The sequence below is a fragment of the Bradyrhizobium sp. T-1 genome (assembly GCF_053592855.1).
On the sequence record NZ_CM132115.1, the window covers coordinates 1357222 to 1375701 of the forward strand.

Here is an 18480-nt window from a genome sequence, read left to right on the forward strand (position 1 = left end):
GCAGGGACCATGACGGACGAATTGCCCAAAACGGACGCCGTGGCTGGAGACAGTCAGCCGACTGGGGGTGAGCCGCTGCTGCGGATCGAGAACGTGGCGAAGAGATTCGGGACGTTCCGTGCCGTGGACGGCGTGTCGCTCGACATCAAGGCCGGCGAGTTTTTTGCGCTGCTGGGTCCGAGCGGCTGCGGCAAGACCACGCTGCTGCGCATGCTCGCGGGCTTCGAAGCTCCGGATGAAGGGCGCATCCTGCTCGGCGGCAAGGATATCGCGCAGGCGCTGCCGCATGAGCGGCCGATCAACATGATGTTCCAGAATTACGCGCTGTTTCCGCATTTGTCGGTGCGCGACAACATCGCCTTCGGCCTCAAGCGCGCCGGTATGGGGCGCGCCGATATCGCGACGCGCGTCGCGGAGATGATCGCGCTGGTAAAGCTCGAGGGACTGGAGAAGCGCAAGCCCGACCAGCTTTCCGGCGGCCAGCGACAGCGCGTCGCGCTGGCCCGCGCGCTGGCGCGCCGGCCGCAATTGTTGCTGCTCGACGAGCCGCTCGCCGCCCTCGACAAGAAGCTGCGCGAGAGCACGCAAGGCGAGCTGATGGAGCTGCAGCGCCGTCTCGGAATGACCTTCATCATCGTTACCCACGACCAGGAGGAGGCGATGACGATGGCTGATAGAATCGGCGTGATGAACGCCGGCAAGCTCGTCCAGGTCGCTGGCCCCCGTGAGCTCTATGAGGCGCCGCGGTCACGCTGGATCGCGGAGTTCGTCGGCGACATCAATCTGTTCGACGCCGAGTCCAAATTGCGAGACGGTCATCGCCTGGTCGTTGGCACGCGCGATGCTGGCACGCTGGTGGTGGCCGAGCCGCGCCAGCCCGTCGGTGAAAGCCGATTTTCGGTCGCGATCCGCCCCGAGAAGATCAAGCTGTCGCGTCGTGGCCCCGTGAGCGAAGCCGGTCGTGAAGCCGCGATCAACCGGCTCGACGGCGTGATCGCCGACATCTGCTATCTCGGCGGCACCACCACCTACAAGGTGAAGCTCGATTCCGGCGGCCTGGTGCAGGCGTCCGTCGCCAACAGCGCGCGCCTCGATGTCGATGCCTACAGCCTGAACCAGCATGTCGTGGCCTGGTTTACGCCCGACGACTGCGTGGTGCTGCCGTCATGAGCGCCCGCCGGATTTTCGCGCGACCGGCGCGCTTCGCCGCGATCGCGCCCTATGTCTGGATGGTGCTGTTCTTCCTGGTGCCGTTCGGCTTCGTGCTGAAGATCAGCCTGTCGCAAACTGCGATCGCGCAGCCGCCTTACGAGCCGGTGTTCGACCTGACGGCGGGATGGACGGCGATCCGGGCGGCCTTTGCCGCGCTCTCGATCGACAATTTCAGACTGCTCACCTCGGACGACCTTTATGTGTTCGCCTACCTGCGCAGTCTCATCGTTGCCGTCACGGCGACCGCCTTGTTGCTGCTGATCGGCTATCCCATCGCCTATGGCATGGCGCGACTGCCGAAGCGCTGGCAGGCGGTGGCGATGGTGCTGGTGATCGTGCCGTTCTGGACCTCGTTCCTGATCCGCATCTATGCCTGGATCAACATCCTCCAGCACGACGGCCTGCTCAATCAGATCCTGCTGGCGCTGCATCTGGTTGGCGAGCCCGTGGTGTGGCTCTCCACGGACACTGCGATGTATATCGGCATCGTCTATTCCTATCTGCCGTTCATGATCCTGCCGCTTTACGCCACGCTCGCCAAGATGGAGCCGGCACTGGAGGAGGCAGCCGGCGATCTCGGCGCGCCACCCTGGCAGGTGTTCTGGCTGGTGACGTTCCCGTTGTCGCTGCCGGGCGTCGGCGCCGGCGTGCTCTTGTGCTTCATCCCGATCGTCGGCGAGTTCGTGATCCCGGATCTTCTGGCCGGCTCCAATTCGCTGATGATCGGCCAGACGCTGTGGCTGGAATTCTTCACCAATAAGGACTGGCCGGTTGCCTCGAGCGCAGCGATCGTGCTGCTCGTGGTGCTGCTGCTGCCGCTTCTGCTCTACGAGCGGCTGCAGCGGCGGCAGCTGGAGGAGCGGTGAGATGCGCCAGTTCTCCCGCCTGTCCCGTTTCAATGTCGCCTCGCTCGCGCTGGGGCTCGCCTTCCTTTACTTGCCGATCCTCATTCTCGTCATCTATTCCTTCAACGCCTCGCGGCTGGTGACGGTGTGGGGTGGCTGGTCGCTGCGCTGGTATCGCGAGTTCTTTGCCGACCGCGCCATGATCGAGGCCTCCTGGATGAGCCTGCGGGTCGCGACCACGTCTGCGACCATCGCCACGCTGCTCGGCACGCTCGCCGCGGTGGCGCTGTCGCGCGGCGAACGCTTTCGCGGCCGCACGTTGTTCTCCGGCATGCTCTATGCGCCGCTGGTGATGCCGGAGGTGATCACGGGCCTGTCGCTTCTGCTGCTGTTCGTGGCGCTGAACGCCGAGCGCGGCTTCTGGACGGTGACGATCGCCCACACCACGCTGACGATGTGCTTCGTTGCCGTGGTCGTGCAGTCGCGCCTTGGCTCGCTCGACCGCTCGCTGGAGGAGGCGGCGATGGATTTGGGCTGCGCGCCCGTCCGCGCCTTCCTGTCGGTTACGCTGCCGCTGATCGCGTCTGCGATCGTCGCCGGATGGATGCTTGCCTTCACGCTTTCGCTCGACGATCTCGTGATCGCGAGCTTCACCACGGGGCCGGGGTCGGCAACCTTGCCGATCCGGATCTATTCAGAGGTGCGGCTGGGGGTGAAGCCGGAGATCAACGCGATTTCCACGCTGGTGATCGCCCTGATCGCAGTCGTCATCGTCATCGCCTCGCTTGCCTCGAAATTGTCGAGCTCGCAGGGCGAGAGCGCCGCCCCGCTGTAGGGAGGAACGGATCATGATGTTCGCCTATCAGATACTGGTCCATACGCCGCCTTGGGTCTGGATCCTGTTCGCCTACCTGGTCTGGCAGGGCATCAAGGCGATGCAGCCGCGCAAGGCGCCGATCTGGCGCGCGCTGATCGTGCCGGTCGTTTTCATCGTGTGGGGAATCTCGCGGATCGGATTCGGACAACAGGCCAACGCCTGGCCGCTCGTCGCGTGGATCGCGGCAGCGCTCGTGCTCCTGCCGCTCGGCGTACTGACGCCGCGTCCGTTCGATGTCGATCACAAGACGGGCGAGATCATCCGCCCCGGCAGCGCGTTTGCGCTGGTCCGCAATCTGATCGTGTTCTCGCTGCAATATGCCGTCGGTGTGATCTCGGCGATCGATGCCGGCGACCGTGCGCTCGCAATCATCGTTGGCCGCGCCATCTCGGGCGCGACCGCCGGCTACTTCTTCGGCTCGATGATCGCGCTCCTGATTGCCTACCGCAGGAAGCGCGCAGCCGATGCTTGAAGCTTGAGCATGGTCTATTCGGAAAACCGCGTCACGCTTTTCCGGACCATGCTCTAGGACTTCACGGCACCCGCCGTCAGACCGCCCACCATGTAGCGGCGGAAGGCGTAATAGACCGCGGCCGGCGGCAGCGCGTAGATGAAGCCGGTGGTCATCAACAGCTCCCAGGGCGAATCGTCGGCGGCGAGGAAGTTGCCGAGTGCGACGGGAAGCGTGATCTCGCGGTCGTTCGAGAGCAGCAGGAACGCATAGAGATATTCGTTCCAGGCGAGCAGCACCGCATAGGTGCCGATCGCGACCAGCGAGGGCATCATCAGAGGCAGGTACACCAGGCGGAAGATCTGCAGCGTGGTGGCGCCGTCCATCACCGCGGCTTCATCCAGCTCGACCGGGAGCTTGTCGGAGGCCTGCTTGAGCACCCAGATCGCGTAAGGGCTGGCGATCGTCACCATCGCCAGGATCAGCGACCAGTGATTGTTGAGCAGGCCGTAATTGCCCATGGTGCGGTACATCGGCACGGCGAGGAATGCCGCGGGGATGAAATAGGTGAACAGCGCGAGGTTCAGCACCATGCGACCGCCCGGCACTTTGAGCCGCGAGATCGAGAATGCCGCGGACGTGGCGATGAACAGCGTCAGCACGCCGACCGAAGCCGCGATCAGCGTCGAATTCCAGAACTGGACGTAGAAGTCGCGCAGGAAATAGTGCTGCTGCTTGAACACGATCTCGAAGTTGTGCAGCGTCGGATGATCCGGCCACAGCTTGCCCGAGAACGCATCTTCCTTCGGGGAGATCGCGAACAGGAACATGTGGTAGATCGGAATCATCGTCCACAGGAAGACGGGAATGCCGATCAGCAGCAACCGGGCTTCGGTCGCGACGTCGCGCCAGGAAAACTCGCTTACGCCGGGAAGCTTCATCGCGACAACCGTTTCATCATGAAGTACACGAGCGGCAGGACGAACGGCATCGCGCAGACGATGGAAGCCATCGCGAGCGAGAGCTGGTCGAGCCGGAGATAGCGGATGCCGAGCGTCGACAGCACATGCGTGAGGTCGGCCGGACCACCGCCGGTGAGCAGATAGACGCTGTTGAAGTCACCGAGCGTCCAGATCATCGAGAGCAGTGTGCAGGTCACGTAGAGCGTCTGCATCGACGGCCAGGTGATGAAGCGGAATTTCTGCCACCAGCTGGCGCCGTCGACCTCGGCGGCCTCGAACAGGTCGTGCGAGATCGCGAGACGTCCGGTGATCAGGATCAGCGTCCAGAACGGCAGCGACTTCCAGATGTGCACGGCGATCGCCATGGTCAGCGCCACGGTGGGATCGTTCAGCCAGTTCGGACCGTCGTCGCCGGTGAAGGAAAAGATGAAATGGTTCACCATGCCCCATTCGGGGTTGAGCATGAAGCGTACCGACAGGATGGTCGGGATCGACGGCACCGCCCAGGGCAGGATGAAGATCACCGAGAGCCATTTGATCCAGGGGCGCTGCTGCGCGAAGAAGCCGGACAGGAACAGCGCGATCAGCATCTTGATGTTGATGCCGATGACCAGGAAGATCAGCGTGTTGACCGCGGCGCGCGCGAAGATCGGGTCGTTATAGAGCGCGACATAGTTCGACGGCGCCCGCGCCAGCCACAGCCCGTAGCAGACGGGATAGACGACGAAGGCGAGAAAAACGAGCAGATAGGGCGCAAGCAGCACGATGCCCCACACCTGCGCCGGGGTCAGCCGCGGCGACAAGGGCGGAGCGGGGATCGACTGATCGCCAGAGAGCGTGATCGCCATTCTTTGGGACTCTTTGAAAGGACTTCCGGCCGCACGAGGCGGCCGGTGTTAGCGCTTTGCCTCTCCCCGCGCCAGCGGAGAGAGGAAGAAAGAGAACTTAGCCTGCAACCTGCTTGATGCGGGCGATCAGCTCGTCGACGGCCTTGTCGACCGGGACCTTCTCGCTGACGACCCGGTTCATGGCCTTCGCCCACACGTTCTCGTTGTTCAGGATCGTGAACTTCCAGTTCTTGGTGAAGTCGAACGGAGCGGTGCCGCCGGTGAACTGGGCATAAACCGCTTTGCGGTGCTTGTCAGCCTGCCAGAACGGGCTGGCCTGGCTTTCCTTGGTCACCGGGAACCAGCGGCCGAGCGCGCCCTCGATATAGGGACGGACGTTCTCCTCCTGCAGCAGGAAGCTGATGAACTGCTTGGCCTCGGCCTTGTTCTTCGCTGCGGTGAAGATCAGCCCGGTCTTGACGTCGGAGCGATAGCGAATGGTTGAACCATCCGGCGCCTTCGGGAAGGACGCGGTGATGATGTCCTGCTCATAAGCCTTCTTGCCGGCGTCGCGCTGCTCCTGGGTGAGGGCCTGATTCTGCGAGTCCTCGTACCACTTCGCCGCGATCGAGATCGTGAAATTGTGGGTCATCACGATCGTCTTGTTGTGGAAGGCGACGTTGTTGTCCGGATCCTTCCAGGTCGTCGAGGACGGCGGGGTGCAGCCCTTGATGTAGGTGTCGGTGTAGTCCTTCATCGCCTTGATTAGGCCGTCGCGGACCTTGGGGTCGTCGACCAGAAGCTTGCCGTCGTCATCGACCAGCTTGACGTGATAGGCGTCCATGAAAGTGTAGAACGACTGGAAGGCGTCGGTGGATTCGACACCCATCGGCTGGCCGACGGCGTAGATCCGCTGGCCGGTGGCCTTGCGGATCGCCGGCTGCACCTTGTCGCACCAGAAGGTCCAGTAGCCTTCCCAATCATTCGGGATGTCGCTCTGCTTGAAGCCCGCCTTCTCCAGCATGTCGTTCCAGATCTGGACGTGCATGCTCTGCTGCTTCAGCGGGAAGCCGTAATAGGCCTTCTTCTTGGTGACGTCGTTATAGAGGATCGAGGCGTCCAGCGTGTTCTGCACGAACCGACCCTTGATCGGCTCCATGACATCCGTGAGGTCCTCGAGCTTGCCCTCGTAGGCCCACTTGCCCTGCGCCTGCACGTCATAGGAATCGGAATAGGCGACGTCGGGCACGGTGCCGGCGTCGAGCGCGGCGACCGTCTTCGGAATCATGTCCTGAATCGCGTACTGCGACAATTCGACCTTGATGCCGGTCTTGGCTTCGAACTTCTTGATCGTCTCGAGCAGCGCATCGTCTTCGGAGCGGTAGAAGCCCTTGCCCCACCAGACCGTAATTGTCTTCTGCTGCGCAAAGGCGGGTGCAGTGGCCGCGAACAGCCCAACCGCAGCGACCGCCAATGATACTGCGCCAATAACCTTGGATCTCACGTTTTTCTCCCTCAAACGGCCGGTGTTTTTAACCGGTCGTATAAAACACTAGCCCATGCCCGCTATCCGATCTAGCGCCATGTTGTCAGACCTAGGTCGAGGGGTGCCGGGCTCTCGGAGATGCTTAATGTGCGCATCGATCCAATCACCGCATCAATTCGCGGCAATCAATTCGCCTCGTGCGTTCCGGCCTCGACCGACCATTCGCTCCCGACATACCTGCTCGCCGCCAGCGAAAGACCTGCCTGCTGGAGGCCTCTGCGGAACGCTCTTGCGCCGCTGCGCGCGCGGGCCATCAGCGTTTCCCCTTTGGGCCGATCGCCTCAGCGGAACGAGGCTTGCCATGTCCGCTCGTCCGGGATGGCGAGCGCCATGCCTCGAGGAGCATCTTGAGAAACTGGCTGGCATGAGGCGATAGCGTCGCTCCGCGCCTGCGCACGATTCCGATCGTTCGCGACACCTCCGGCTCGATCAGCCGAACGGTGTGAATGATCGGATGGCCGGCGGCGGGCGTCGCGAGCCTCGGCAGCACGGCGATGCCCAGTCCCGCTTCGACCAGGCCGAGCGAGCCGGAGAGGTGAGCGACTTCATAGGACCAGTTCAGCTGCAGGCCCTGTCGCGCCAGCGCATTGTCGATCAACGCGCGGTTGCCGCTGTTGCGACCGACAGTGATGACCCGGTGCGATACGATCTCCGACCAGCTGACCTGTTTGCGCGATGCCAGCGGATGATCATGGCGGCAGGCCAGGACGAAAGGATCCTCGACCAGTTTCTCAAATTCGATTTCGGCATGCGAAGCGCCGATGAAATTGATGCCGAAGTCGACTTCTCCGCGCGCGACCGCCTCCAATCCCTCATTGGCACCGATGTCCAGAATCCGGATGCGAATGCGGGGATACGCTTCGGCAAACCGGCCGATCGCACGCGGCAGGAAGTAGAACACCGCCGTCGGCACCGCAGCCACCGAGACCAAACCCGAACTCCGCGCGCCGATATCATGGATGGCGAGCACCGAGGTCTCGAACTCGTCGATGAGGCGGCGCACCTTCGGAAGGAAGTCGCGGCCGGTCATGGTGAGATTGACGTGACGCGTCGAGCGTTCGAGCAACGGCGCACCGAGACTTTCTTCCAGCTTCTGAATGCGTCGACTGAGCGCCGGCTGAGACAGGTTCAGCGCCTTGGCGGTCCGCACGAAGCTTCCCGTCTCCGCGACGGTGATGAATGCCTTGAGGTCGAGCAGCTCTGCGTTCATGGGCTCGCTCCATTATGTCGATAAGCGGAATAATACCTCAGATATTTGCATTTCACAAAATAGTTGAGAGCGAGGATGTTCTGGCTCGGACGAAGATGTCGCCGAACGGAACAGCTCCATGAACGATCAGATTGCCATTCCCTGTGGGGTCATGCGCGGGGGGACCTCACGGGGCCCGTTTTTCCTGGCCCGCGATCTTCCCGCCGACCCCGGCCTGCGCGATGCACTTCTATTGTCCGTGATGGGAAGCGGACACGACCTCGGGATCGATGGAATCGGCGGCGGCAATGCCGTCATCAACAAGGTCGCGATCGTCGGACCGGCATCGGTCCCGGGCGCCGACGTCGACTATTTGTTTGCCCAGGTGCGCGTTCGGGAAGGGATCGTCGATACGTCACCGAACTGCGGAAACATGCTGGCGGCCGTAGGGCCGTTCGCAATTGAAGCCGGCTTGGTCGCGGCCGCCGGCGATCGCACCCATATACGCATCCACAACGTCAACACCGGCAAGCTGATTGATGCGACGGTTGCCACTCCCCGAGGGCGGGTGACCTATGAGGGCGAGGCGCGGATCGACGGTGTGCCGGGAACGGCGGCACCCATCGAACTGTCGTTCCCGAACGCGGCCGGCGCGCGCACCGGTCGCCTCCTTCCCACGGGACGGCCGGTCGATCGCATCGACGGGATCGACGTGACCTGCATCGACGCGGCCATGCCGGTCATGCTGGTCCGCGCGGCGGATATCGGCTGCAGCGGCCGTGAGGCACCGTCGGATTTCACCGACAACTGCTTCCGCGCGCGTCTCGAACATCTGCGCATCGAGGCCGGTCGCCTCATGGGCTTTCCAAATTCGGCGGCAATGGTGATCCCGAAACCGGTTCTGATCGCGCCTGCAAACGAGGCGACGCTGAACGTCAGGTACTTCATGCCGCACGACTGCCATGGCGCGCTCGCGGTGACCGGCGCCGTCGCGATCGCGACGGCCTGTATCACGGCAGGGACGATTGCCGCAGAGACGGTGGGGCCGCTGGCTCTGCCGGCGCCGATCACGCTGGCCCATCCGTCCGGCCAACTCGTGGTTCGGCTGGAGCCGGGTCCGGTCGCCCGGGTGCAGCGGACAGCCCGGCGAATTTTCGAGGGGCACGTCTTCGCCCGCCGATCGCACCTGCCGCAATCGGTACTGGCGGCCTGACGCCGGACCGCCTTCGAAGCCTTCAATAATCAGACCCAAGGGAGAAACGAGCATGCAGATGCAAGCGCCGGCTGAGCCCGCGAACGGCGAACTGCGAAAGCCATTCTACCGGATTCTCTACGTCCAGGTGCTGATCGGCCTCGTGCTGGGCGTCCTCACGGGCCATTTCTGGCCGGAATTTGGTGCCGCGCTGAAGCCCTTTGGTGATGGCTTCGTCAAGCTGGTCAAGATGATGATCGCGCCGATCGTGTTCTGCACCATCGTCAGCGGCATCAACAGTGTCAGCGATTCCCGCGAGGTCGGCCGCACGCTGGTGAAATCCATGGCGCTGTTCTACCTGCTGACCGTGCTCGCTCTGCTGGCCGGGCTGATCGCGGTGTCGCTGATCCAGCCGGGCGTCGGCATGCATGTGTCCGTCAATACGCTGGATCCTTCGGTGGCTGCGAAATTCACCAAGCAGGCAGCTGCGACCGGATTTGCGGACTTCATGCTGCACATCATCCCGCATTCCTTCTTTGGCGCGTTTGCCGATGGCGAAGTGCTGCCGGTCCTGCTGATCTCCATCCTGATCGCCTTTGGCCTCGGCCGTGCCGGTGAGGGTGGTGCCGTGGTGACGAAGGCAGTCGAGTCGTTCTCGCAGGTGCTGTTCGTGTCCTTCGGCTTCATCATGAAGCTCGCTCCGATCGGCGCCTTCGGCGCCATGGTGTTCACGGTGGGCCGCTATGGCATCCGTTCGATCGGCTCGCTCGGACTGCTGATCCTGACCTTCTATATCGCCTGCTCCGTCTTCGTCGTTGTCGTGCTTGGTACGCTGGCGCGGCTGAACGGCTTCAGCCTATGGAAGACCATCCGCTACTTCAAGGAAGAGCTGCTGATCGTGCTCGGCACGTCATCATCGGAGCCGGCCCTGCCTGGCGCGCTGCGCAAGCTGGAGCAGCTCGGATGCCGGAAAGGCGTATCAGGGCTCGTGCTGCCGATGGGCTACTCTTTCAATCTGGACGGCAGCGCCATTTATCTCACCCTGGCGTCTATCTTCATCGCGCAGGCCTGCGACATTCATCTGTCCTGGGGACAGGTTGCGGCAATGCTCGGACTGATGCTGCTGACGTCGAAAGGGGCGGCCGGAGTCACCGGCAGCGGCTTCGTCGCGCTGGTCGCGACTCTCTCCGTCATGCCGGACCTGCCCGTGACCGGCGTGGCGCTGCTCGTCGGCATCGACCGCTTCATGTCGGAGGCGCGGGCGCTGACCAGCATGATCAGCAACTGCGTCGCGGCCATCACGGTTTCGCTGTGGGAGAACGCCTGCGACCGCGAAGTGCTGGCCCGCGAACTCGGACAGCATGGCGCTCTCGAGGTCGCGGTCGGGACCACGATCGAGGTAGCACCAGCGATGTAGGAGAACGAGAGCTGGATTTCGACGACGAAATCGGCCGCTTGATGCCGCTTTGGACGAAACGGTCGTCGTATTCAGTTTGGCAAGGCAGCCTGTGGCGTCCTTAGTTGGACTTGGCGTTGTCCTTCGCATTCTCCGCCGTAGGCGATCCCTCCGGCGCCTGTCGCTTTCCGCCGGTGATGCGCTGCTTCAAGAGGTCGAGGAAAGGAGACGCCGCAGGCGATTGCCGGATCAGGGCCTCGGGGTCGGGGAAGATCAGTGGATCGTCCCACGGACCCTGCACCATGAAGGGCAATTGAAAGCCGGACGTCGTGTTGAGGCTCGCCACGCCTTTCATGTCGTATTCGCGCGTCGGCACCGACGCGGTGCCGGTCAGCGTAATCTTCGCCGAAGGGCCTTCGATGCGGATGTCCTCGGCGGTGGCGATGCCGTCGGCGAATTTCACTGCGATCGTGAGGCTGTCATAGGGCGTCGAGCCGTTGCGGAAATTGCCGCCGCCGGACAGCGGCCGACGCTCGAGTCGCTTCAAGAGCTGCTCGGCATTGAAGCCTGAGATCGCGCCGTCATGCCCGGTCACGGTGGCGGTGCCGTCGAGCGACTGCACCAGGCCGAACGGGCTCGAGCCGGAGGCGAGCAGAGACACGTTGATGTTGCCGCGGCCGGACAGCTTGTTGAGGCCGAACAGCTCGGTGGCACAGGCCTGCAGGTCGACGTCGGTGAACTGGAACTGTGCTTTGATGTCGGCAACGCTGTCGGAGCGCGAGATGCCGAACGAACCCTTGGCAATGCCGCCATAGACCTGCGCCTCGCCGACCGAGAGTGCCAGAGTGCCGTTGCGCAAATTGGCGCCGATTGCAGTGCGGCCGAGCTTGGTCGGGCCGACCGTCAGCCTGGCCGCCGACAGGCGCATGTCGAGGTCGGTGGTCGAGAGGCCGTTGAGGTCGAACAGCTGCCTGTTCCAGTCGCGCGCGCCGCTTGCGAGCAGGCGGAAGGTCGAGATGTAGGGCGTGAAGTCGAGCGCATCGGCGGCGAGCGTCGCCTGCAGCGTCTGCCGGCCATTATTGGCATAGGTCATGACGCCTTCGGCGGCATTGCCGTCGAGCTCGACATTGACGTTGGTGAGCGCGATCGAGGCGCCCACGACGTTGGCGCGCGCCTTCAGCGTGAAGCGGCCGAAGCCGCCGCTGCCGGGCTGCGGCTGCCCGGTCCAGCGCAGCGCGTTGCGCAAGGACGGGCTGTCGATGGTGAGGGTGCCTTCCATCATCGGGCTGGTGCGGTTGGCGACACTGCCGTCAAAGGCGAGCTTGAGTGGAGCGCTCGCGATCCGCGCCTTCAGCCCGGAACGGTCGCCGGACAGGGCGGCGACGAAGTCGGCAAAGCTGATCGAGCCGTCGACGCGTTCGCCGCGCCAGTCGAACTGCCCGGTCGCGGCGAAGGAGCGCGAGATCGAGGGCCAGGCCAGCGACAGGTCGATGTCGTCGAACTGCTCGGTGGCGTGCGTGGCCGCGTCCTCGTAATGGAGCACGCCGTCCTGAATCCTGATTTCGGAGAACGACACCTGATTGTCGGCGCCGGGCTTCATTGTGCGCGCAATGGTCTGGATGAAGGGCGTCCAGTTGCTCTCGCCATCCGGTTTCAGGCTGACATGGATGTGCGGCCGGAGCAGCGTCAGGTCGGCGATCTCGAAGCGCTGCAGCAGCAGGGGCAGGAGCCTGAGATTGGCGGTGAGCACGTCGACATGGAGCGCGGGGTCGGCAGTGCCGCCGCCCTTCAGGCCGACGTCATGGAAGGAGATGTAGCTCGCCGGCAGCACGGAAATGTCGATGCTGCCTGCCACGCTGAGCTCGAGCCCGGTGACGTCGCGGATCTGCGCTTCCACCGCCTTGCGCAGCGCGTCGCGGTTGATGAGCCAGGAGGTCGCGATCAGGGCGATCAGCGCGACGCCGAGCAGCGCCGCGATCGGCGTCCCGAGGCGCTTCATTCCTTGGGCCATGGTCAATGGCATGTCCTGATCGGGTTGGTCGTTGGAGCCGGAAGGGCGGGCCGGGAAACCTGCGCGCCCCACGCCCAAGTCCTGTTAGGTTAAGTCCTGTTAGTTAAGTGCCGCAACTTGATGGGTTTTCTTGTCGCTTTCAAGGCCGGGGACGGGTCTGCCCACGGCGTGGGCAGCTTCTACCACCGGCTCTCGGAACGGAGAACCCCGTATCATTGACGGCTTCGGACGATTTCGCCTAATAATCGCCGCCAATAAGGGCGCGACGCCTGCAAGCTGCAGCTTCAGTCGAGGTTTTTTTGCATGAACAAGGTCTATCCCGACGCCAAGTCGGCTCTTGAGGGCATTCTCAAGGACAACATGATGATCATGTCGGGGGGCTTCGGCCTCTGCGGTATCGCCGAGTCGCTGTCGGATGCGATCCGCGACTCCGGCGTCAAGGGGCTGACCGTGGTCTCGAACAATGCCGGCGTCGACGGCATTGGGCTCAGCCGCCTGCTGGAGACCCGCCAGATCAAGAAGATGATCTCGTCCTATGTCGGCGAGAACAAGCTGTTCGCCCAGCAATTCCTGGCCGGCGAGCTGGAGCTCGAATTCAACCCGCAAGGCACGCTCGCCGAGCGCATCCGCGCCGGCGGCGCCGGCATCCCGGCCTTCTACACCAAGACCGGCGTCGGCACGCTGATCGCCGAAGGCAAGGAAGTGAAGGAGTTCGACGGCGAGAAGTACCTGATGGAGCGCGGCCTGTTCGCCGACCTCGCCATCGTGCACGCCTGGAAGGGCGACACCGCCGGCAACCTCATCTACCGCAAGACTGCGCGCAACTTTAATCCGATGATGGCGACCGCCGCCAAGATCACGGTGGCCGAGGTCGAGCATCTCGTTCCCGCCGGTGAACTCAATCCCGACCACATCCACACGCCCGGCATTTTCGTGAAGCGCATCGTCGAGGTCGGCACGGCCACGAAGCGCATCGAATTCCGCAACACCCGCCCGCGCCCGACCAGCGCACCCGCGGCCGGAACAGGAGTTGAAATCTGATGGCCTGGACCCGTGAACAGATGGCTGCGCGCGCCGCGAAGGAATTGCGTGACGGCTACTACGTCAATCTCGGCATCGGCATCCCGACGCTGGTCTCGAACTACATCCCCGACGGCGTCGACGTCAGCCTCCAGAGCGAGAACGGTATGCTCGGCATGGGCCCGTTCCCCTATGAGGGCGAAGAGGACGCCGATCTGATCAACGCCGGCAAGCAGACCGTGAGCGAGCTGCCCTCGACCTCGTATTTCTCGAGCGCGGATTCGTTCGGCATGATCCGCGGCGGCCACATGGATCTGTCGATCCTCGGCGCCATGCAGGTGGCCCAGAACGGCGATCTCGCCAACTGGATGATCCCGGGCAAGATGGTCAAGGGCATGGGCGGCGCGATGGACCTCGTTGCCGGCGTCAAGCGCGTCGTCGTGGTGATGGAGCATTCGGCCAAGGACGGCGCCAAGCTCCTGAAGAAGTGCAATCTGCCGCTAACCGGCGAGCGCGTCGTTGATATGGTCGTCACCGATCTCGCCGTCTTCACCATCGACAAGCACGGTGACGGCGGCATGGCCCTGATCGAGCTCGCCGACGGCGTCACGCTCGACGAGGTCAAGGCCAAGACCGAAGCCGAATTCCGCGTCGCACTGAAGAACACGTAAGCGGGCGATCGCAATCATCGTGAAATGGCCGGGCTTCGTCCCGGCCGTTTTCGTTTGTCTCGCCACAAACGTCATTACGGGTCTGCGTGCTTGCGCGCGCATCCCGGAATGGCGAGGCTGAGAGTCGGCTACGACCTCGCCGCCCAGACCTTGCTCCACCGCGCCGACACGCTCGCCACCCACGACCGCTCCTCGCGCACCAGGCGGAAGCCGAGATTGGCGGGCGGTACGCCTTGCGCGCAGCCGCCGGCGCGGGCGTCGCGGATGAAGTCGGTGACATAGGCGCGGTGCGCGCCCTCTGCGACGCGCACGCCGCAATTCACCGTCGGCCGGCCGGCATTGCCGGCCTCGTCGACACGCGAGCGCACGAAGCAGGTTGACGTCCACTCCCAGACATTGCCGGCGAGATCGGAGACGCCGCGCTCGTTCAGGCCGAACTTGCCGAACGGGTAGGCTGTGGTGTCGGAGAGGTCGCGCTCGGATTCTCGCTCGTAGCGGCTGATCCAGCGCTTGGACGGGTCGTTCGCGTCGACCGCAACGCCGTCGTCCTTGAACCGGCTGCCCGCCGCAAAGGCCCATTCCTCGTCGCTCGGCAGGCGATAGTGCACGCCGGTCTTGCGCGAGAGCCAGGATGCGTAGGCTTCGGCATCGTGCCAGCTGACCTGCACGGCCGGGCGGTCGGGTGCGATGGTCACATCGCGATCGAGTCCGCGGCACCCGCCGTCCCGGACGCAAAGCTGGTAGTCAGCGGAAGAGACCTGCTCGCGCATGATGTGAAGCGGCCGCGTGAACTGCAATGCGCGTAGCGGCGCCTCGGCCTGCCGCCCGGCGCGCGTGAAGTCGCCCGCTTCGCGATAGGCGAAGCTGCCGGCGGCGATCTCGACGATTGCGGGCTCGCCCTGCGCGCCGTGCGTCGTCATCTCGGAAACCAGCGGCGCAACGGCCAGCGGTCCCGCGAAGCCGGCAGCACAGGCAAGTGCCAGTTTGAGCTTGAATGCAATCAGCATGGTCGTTCCCCCGAAAGAAGAAGGGGCCGGTGATTGCCGGCCCCTTCACGCCATTTAGTTGGTGCTGGCGGCCGGTATGTCCGCAGGCGCCTTCACCTGGGTCATCAGGTCGTCGTTCCACTTGCCCTCGACCTTGAAGTGCGCGGTGGCGCCGAGGTCGGCGGCTTCGATCAGATTATGCGTGACATAAGCGTAGATGCCGGGTTGCAGGAACTTGTACAGCGCCGCTCCCGCCGAGCCGCCGCGGATGAACCAGGTCTCAAGTCCGGTCTCCGGCGGATTGGAGAACTTGCCGGTCTCCCAGACATAGTCGCCATGGCCGCCGATCAGATGCGGACGGCTGTCGCGGTTGGCCTGCGAGTGCACGATCAGCACGTTCTCGCCGACATTCGCGGTCAGCGCGTTCTTGCCGGTGAGTGCGCCGACCTTGCCGTTGAACACGACATGGGTGGGAGTGAGCTTCTTCATCACCTCTTCGGTGTCGGTGAAGGCTTCGCCCGGCGAGTCATAGGACTTGAAATTGCCCTTCTCGTCGCGCGGCACGTACATGTCCTGCTCGCCGATGTAATAGACCTTGTCGTATTTCAGCGCGTGGCCCTTGCCGTCGTTGAGGCCGTCACGCGGCAGCACCATCACAGCGCCGTTCATGCCGGAGACGACGTGCCAGGGGATCATCGGACCGCCGGGCGCGCAGTGATAGACGAACACGCCGGTCCTGGTCGCCTTCCAGCGCAGCACGACCTGCTCGCCGGGATTGACCAGGGTGAGCGCGCCGCCGCCGAGCGCACCGGTTGCGGAATGGAAGTCGATGTTGTGCGGCATGGTGTTGGTCGCGGGATTGACCAGCGTCAGCTCGACGTAGTCACCCTCATGCGCGACCATCAGCGGACCCGGCATCGAGCCGTTGAAGGTCATGGCCTGGAAGGTGGTGCCCTTCTCGTCGATGACGACCTTCTTCTCCTGAATCGTGAGCTTGAACTCGAGGATCTTGGGACCCTGCTTCGTCGCTTGCTCGTGCGCATGCACGAAGGGCGGAGCGACCAGCTCCACCTTCTGGCGCGGCAGCTTGAGATCTTCGGCAGCGAAGGCGGGTGTTGCCAGCATCAGGGCGGTCGCTGCTGCGCTGATCAATGCGGCTCTGCGGGTGAACATCGGAAGCATCCTTCATGTGAAAGGGTTTTGATGACGGATGCAGTGTGCGCCTATCCTGGCAAGCGTGTTTGCGCTGCGACAAGGTTTTGCCGGATTCGCCTCCGGTAAAATCCTTAAGAGGTTTGCCGAAGAGCCACCGCGTGAAGGGCGCAACGGCAGAGCACGCGACACAAGTCGCGCCAATAGCCGCGTCAGCGGCAAGTCATTCGCATGTTCAGTGATGTTCGATCGTGAATGATCTGAATGCGTCGATCAGAGAAGCTCGATCGCGATCCAGACCGTCGCCCAGACTGCGAGCGAGAGTGCGGCAAGCACGACGGCCGCAATGGCCAGCACGCGTACGAGCTGGCCCGCGCCGGTGGCCGGCGCGACGGGGACGGGACGAAAATCGTCGAAGCGGGGGATATGGCCGCGAATACCGACAAGCCAGAGAACGAGATCGAGCGCGAACGACGCCATGGCCTATCTCCCAAGGGACGATAAGGGACGATGGTTGACACCATGGGCCCAATCCGGCGCTTAGACATTGAGCAAGCGCAAGGTCGTCGGGCAGAAAACGGGTAATCCAATGCCATCCGGAGTCGGCCGCGACTGCCAGCGGCATCAATTTACGAATGGGTAAGACATGAGGATCGATCTCGCAGCCAATTACGGCGAGGAGCGTCTGCCGCGCTACACGAGCTATCCCACCGCGCCGCATTTTTCACCGGCGATCGGCGCCGATACCTACGCACGCTGGCTGTCCGAGCTTCCCGGCGATGCCAGTGCGTCACTCTATCTGCACGTGCCGTTCTGCCGCGAGATGTGCTGGTATTGCGGCTGCCACACCCAGATCGTCCGTCGCGACGGACTGATCGCGGCCTATCAGCAAACGCTTTGCAGCGAGATTGCAGAGGTCGCCGAGACCATCGGTCGCCGTATCAAGGTCGAGCACATCCATTTTGGCGGCGGCACGCCGACGATCATGGCGCCGGAAGCCTTTGCCGAGTTGATGGCGGCGATGCGTCACGCCTTCTTCGTGCTGCCCTCGGCCGAAATCGCCGTCGAGATCGACCCACGGACATTGACCGCAGAGATGGTCGAGGCCATGCGGCTCTCCGGCGTCAATCGCGCGAGCCTGGGGGTGCAGAGCTTCGATCCCGTCGTGCAGCGCGCGATCAACCGCGTGCAGAGTTACGAGCAGACCGCCTCCGTCGTCGACAGGCTCAGGCGTGCCGGGATCAAGGGACTGAATTTCGATCTGATCTACGGCCTTCCGCACCAGACCATCGCGTCCTGTCTGGATACGGTGCGGCGTTCGCTCGAGCTCGCGCCGGCCCGTTTCTCGGTGTTCGGCTACGCGCATGTGCCGAGCTTCAAGAAGCACCAGCGCATGATCAATGAGGCGCACCTGCCGGACGGCCTTGCGCGCCACGACCAGGCTTGCGCCATCGCCAACGCGCTGAAGGAGGCCGGCTATGTGCAGATCGGCCTCGACCATTTTGCGCGTCCCGATGATGCCATGGCCGTGGCCTTCGATCAGGGGACGCTGCGGCGCAACTTTCAGGGCTACACCACCGATCAGGGCGAGGTGTTGCTCGGCTTCGGTGCCAGCGCGATCGGGCATCTGCCGCAAGGCTACGTCCAGAACGACGTGCAGATCGGCGCTTATCAGCACAGCATCACGAACGGCCGCCTCGCCACAGCGAAGGGCTATAGGCTCACCGACGACGACCGTCTGCGCGCCGATATCATCGAGCGGATCATGTGCGAGTTCGGCGCCGATCTCGGCGACATCTGCGCGCGACATGGCGCCGAACCGGAGGCGATGCTGGCGTCGGCATCGCGGCTGAAGTCCCTGATCTCGGATGGTGTAGTGAAGCTGGATGGCGACCGTCTCGCGGTTGCGAACGACTCGCGCTTCCTGGTCCGCAGCGTTGCTGCCGCGTTCGATGCGCATCTCGATCCGGGGAAGCAGTTGCATAGTCGGGCGGTGTAGCCTCTCTCCGTCATTCCGGGGCGTGCGAAGCACGAGCCCGGAATCCATTTTTCCACGTGATCTGCTGCATGATGGATTCCGGGCTCGCGCCAAAGCGGCGCGCCCCGGAATGACGAGTTGAGGAACTGGCGACAGCTTGCGCTT

Annotated in this window: 17 protein-coding genes; 9 read left to right on the plus strand and 8 right to left on the minus strand. The window is 63.6% G+C overall.

All coding sequences use genetic code 11. From position 1 onward, the window contains the following. Positions 1-9: 9 nt before the first annotated feature. From ACWAT4_RS06515 to ACWAT4_RS06530, 4 genes are read left to right on the plus strand one after another with little or no spacing between them, the layout of a single operon-like run. Complete coding sequence (locus tag ACWAT4_RS06515) at positions 10-1170, plus strand: ABC transporter ATP-binding protein (RefSeq protein ID WP_212425954.1); 1161 nt, start codon at positions 10-12, stop codon at positions 1168-1170. Then, positions 1167-2078, plus strand: coding sequence for an ABC transporter permease (locus tag ACWAT4_RS06520; protein ID WP_449730074.1), 912 nt, complete (start codon positions 1167-1169; stop codon positions 2076-2078). The genes ACWAT4_RS06515 and ACWAT4_RS06520 overlap by 4 nt, the downstream gene beginning before the upstream one ends. Position 2079: 1 nt before the next feature. Next, a complete protein-coding gene (locus ACWAT4_RS06525) occupies positions 2080-2892 on the plus strand; it encodes an ABC transporter permease (RefSeq protein ID WP_449730076.1) in 813 nt (270 codons plus the stop codon). A gap of 13 nt (positions 2893-2905) precedes the next feature. After that, positions 2906-3406 (plus strand): DUF6622 family protein, encoded by a 501-nt coding sequence (locus ACWAT4_RS06530; protein WP_212425957.1) that lies wholly within the window; start codon positions 2906-2908, stop codon positions 3404-3406. Between the two features lie 53 nt (positions 3407-3459). Here ACWAT4_RS06530 and ACWAT4_RS06535 read toward each other — a convergent pair whose 3' ends face one another. The 4 genes from ACWAT4_RS06535 to ACWAT4_RS06550 all read right to left on the minus strand — a co-directional run bounded on the left by ACWAT4_RS06535 (position 3460) and on the right by ACWAT4_RS06550 (position 7930). Continuing rightward, on the minus strand, positions 3460-4326 hold the full coding sequence (locus ACWAT4_RS06535) for a carbohydrate ABC transporter permease (RefSeq protein ID WP_212298198.1): 867 nt from the start codon (positions 4324-4326) through the stop codon (positions 3460-3462). Next, positions 4323-5195, minus strand: coding sequence for a carbohydrate ABC transporter permease (locus ACWAT4_RS06540; protein ID WP_212298197.1), 873 nt, complete (start codon positions 5193-5195; stop codon positions 4323-4325). Before ACWAT4_RS06540 ends, ACWAT4_RS06535 begins: the two co-directional genes overlap by 4 nt. Before the next feature lie 97 nt (positions 5196-5292). Then, complete coding sequence (locus tag ACWAT4_RS06545; protein ID WP_212298196.1) at positions 5293-6678, minus strand: ABC transporter substrate-binding protein; 1386 nt, start codon at positions 6676-6678, stop codon at positions 5293-5295. Positions 6679-6973: 295 nt separating this feature from the next. Further along, positions 6974-7930, minus strand: a complete 957-nt coding sequence (locus ACWAT4_RS06550) for a LysR family transcriptional regulator (RefSeq protein ID WP_449730077.1) — start codon at positions 7928-7930, stop codon at positions 6974-6976. A 118-nt stretch (positions 7931-8048) separates the two neighbouring features. Between ACWAT4_RS06550 and ACWAT4_RS06555 the strand changes: the two genes are divergently transcribed. Next, positions 8049-9122, plus strand: a complete 1074-nt coding sequence (locus tag ACWAT4_RS06555) for a 4-oxalomesaconate tautomerase (protein WP_449730078.1) — start codon at positions 8049-8051, stop codon at positions 9120-9122. Positions 9123-9174: 52 nt separating this feature from the next. After that, positions 9175-10518 carry a C4-dicarboxylate transporter DctA gene (gene dctA, locus ACWAT4_RS06560; RefSeq protein ID WP_449730079.1) on the plus strand — a complete coding sequence of 448 codons (1344 nt, stop codon included), beginning with the start codon at positions 9175-9177 and terminating at the stop codon, positions 10516-10518. A gap of 100 nt (positions 10519-10618) precedes the next feature. On the opposite strand, the gene ACWAT4_RS06565 is transcribed toward dctA, so the two are convergent. Continuing rightward, positions 10619-12508 carry an AsmA family protein gene (locus tag ACWAT4_RS06565; protein WP_212298642.1) on the minus strand — a complete coding sequence of 630 codons (1890 nt, stop codon included), beginning with the start codon at positions 12506-12508 and terminating at the stop codon, positions 10619-10621. Between the two features lie 303 nt (positions 12509-12811). Between ACWAT4_RS06565 and ACWAT4_RS06570 the strand changes: the two genes are divergently transcribed. Together ACWAT4_RS06570 and ACWAT4_RS06575 are read left to right on the plus strand one after the other, a co-directional pair. After that, entirely contained in the window at positions 12812-13549 is a 738-nt protein-coding gene (locus tag ACWAT4_RS06570) for a CoA transferase subunit A (protein WP_212298192.1), read from the plus strand. Beyond that, the gene (locus tag ACWAT4_RS06575) at positions 13549-14199 is read left to right on the plus strand and encodes a CoA transferase subunit B (protein WP_212298191.1); all 651 of its coding nucleotides are present in this window, start codon (positions 13549-13551) and stop codon (positions 14197-14199) included. Before ACWAT4_RS06570 ends, ACWAT4_RS06575 begins: the two co-directional genes overlap by 1 nt. A gap of 128 nt (positions 14200-14327) precedes the next feature. On the opposite strand, the gene ACWAT4_RS06580 is transcribed toward ACWAT4_RS06575, so the two are convergent. From ACWAT4_RS06580 to ACWAT4_RS06590, 3 genes are all read right to left on the minus strand, one after another. Continuing rightward, a complete protein-coding gene (locus ACWAT4_RS06580) occupies positions 14328-15206 on the minus strand; it encodes an SUMF1/EgtB/PvdO family nonheme iron enzyme (protein ID WP_449730080.1) in 879 nt (292 codons plus the stop codon). Positions 15207-15260: 54 nt separating this feature from the next. After that, a complete protein-coding gene (gene nirK, locus ACWAT4_RS06585) occupies positions 15261-16358 on the minus strand; it encodes a copper-containing nitrite reductase (RefSeq protein ID WP_212298189.1) in 1098 nt (365 codons plus the stop codon). Between the two features lie 252 nt (positions 16359-16610). Next, a complete protein-coding gene (locus ACWAT4_RS06590; protein WP_212425962.1) occupies positions 16611-16817 on the minus strand; it encodes a hypothetical protein in 207 nt (68 codons plus the stop codon). A gap of 166 nt (positions 16818-16983) precedes the next feature. Between ACWAT4_RS06590 and hemN the strand changes: the two genes are divergently transcribed. Next, positions 16984-18336, plus strand: a complete 1353-nt coding sequence (gene hemN, locus ACWAT4_RS06595) for an oxygen-independent coproporphyrinogen III oxidase (protein ID WP_212298187.1) — start codon at positions 16984-16986, stop codon at positions 18334-18336. Positions 18337-18480: the final 144 nt, after the last annotated feature.

Bases quoted from the DNA above. Each gene is read 5' to 3' on its own strand.
- ACWAT4_RS06515 (WP_212425954.1), top strand. From the start codon at position 10: ATGACGGACGAATTGCCCAAAACGGACGCCGTGGCTGGAGACAGTCAG.
- ACWAT4_RS06520 (WP_449730074.1), top strand. From the start codon at position 1,167: ATGAGCGCCCGCCGGATTTTCGCGCGACCGGCGCGCTTCGCCGCGATC.
- ACWAT4_RS06525 (WP_449730076.1), top strand. From the start codon at position 2,080: ATGCGCCAGTTCTCCCGCCTGTCCCGTTTCAATGTCGCCTCGCTCGCG.
- ACWAT4_RS06530 (WP_212425957.1), top strand. From the start codon at position 2,906: ATGATGTTCGCCTATCAGATACTGGTCCATACGCCGCCTTGGGTCTGG.
- ACWAT4_RS06535 (WP_212298198.1), bottom strand. From the start codon at position 4,326: ATGAAGCTTCCCGGCGTAAGCGAGTTTTCCTGGCGCGACGTCGCGACC.
- ACWAT4_RS06540 (WP_212298197.1), bottom strand. From the start codon at position 5,195: ATGGCGATCACGCTCTCTGGCGATCAGTCGATCCCCGCTCCGCCCTTG.
- ACWAT4_RS06550 (WP_449730077.1), bottom strand. From the start codon at position 7,930: ATGAACGCAGAGCTGCTCGACCTCAAGGCATTCATCACCGTCGCGGAG.
- ACWAT4_RS06555 (WP_449730078.1), top strand. From the start codon at position 8,049: ATGAACGATCAGATTGCCATTCCCTGTGGGGTCATGCGCGGGGGGACC.
- dctA (WP_449730079.1), top strand. From the start codon at position 9,175: ATGCAGATGCAAGCGCCGGCTGAGCCCGCGAACGGCGAACTGCGAAAG.
- ACWAT4_RS06565 (WP_212298642.1), bottom strand. From the start codon at position 12,508: ATGGCCCAAGGAATGAAGCGCCTCGGGACGCCGATCGCGGCGCTGCTC.
- ACWAT4_RS06570 (WP_212298192.1), top strand. From the start codon at position 12,812: ATGAACAAGGTCTATCCCGACGCCAAGTCGGCTCTTGAGGGCATTCTC.
- ACWAT4_RS06575 (WP_212298191.1), top strand. From the start codon at position 13,549: ATGGCCTGGACCCGTGAACAGATGGCTGCGCGCGCCGCGAAGGAATTG.
- ACWAT4_RS06580 (WP_449730080.1), bottom strand. From the start codon at position 15,206: ATGCTGATTGCATTCAAGCTCAAACTGGCACTTGCCTGTGCTGCCGGC.
- nirK (WP_212298189.1), bottom strand. From the start codon at position 16,358: ATGTTCACCCGCAGAGCCGCATTGATCAGCGCAGCAGCGACCGCCCTG.
- ACWAT4_RS06590 (WP_212425962.1), bottom strand. From the start codon at position 16,817: ATGGCGTCGTTCGCGCTCGATCTCGTTCTCTGGCTTGTCGGTATTCGC.
- hemN (WP_212298187.1), top strand. From the start codon at position 16,984: ATGAGGATCGATCTCGCAGCCAATTACGGCGAGGAGCGTCTGCCGCGC.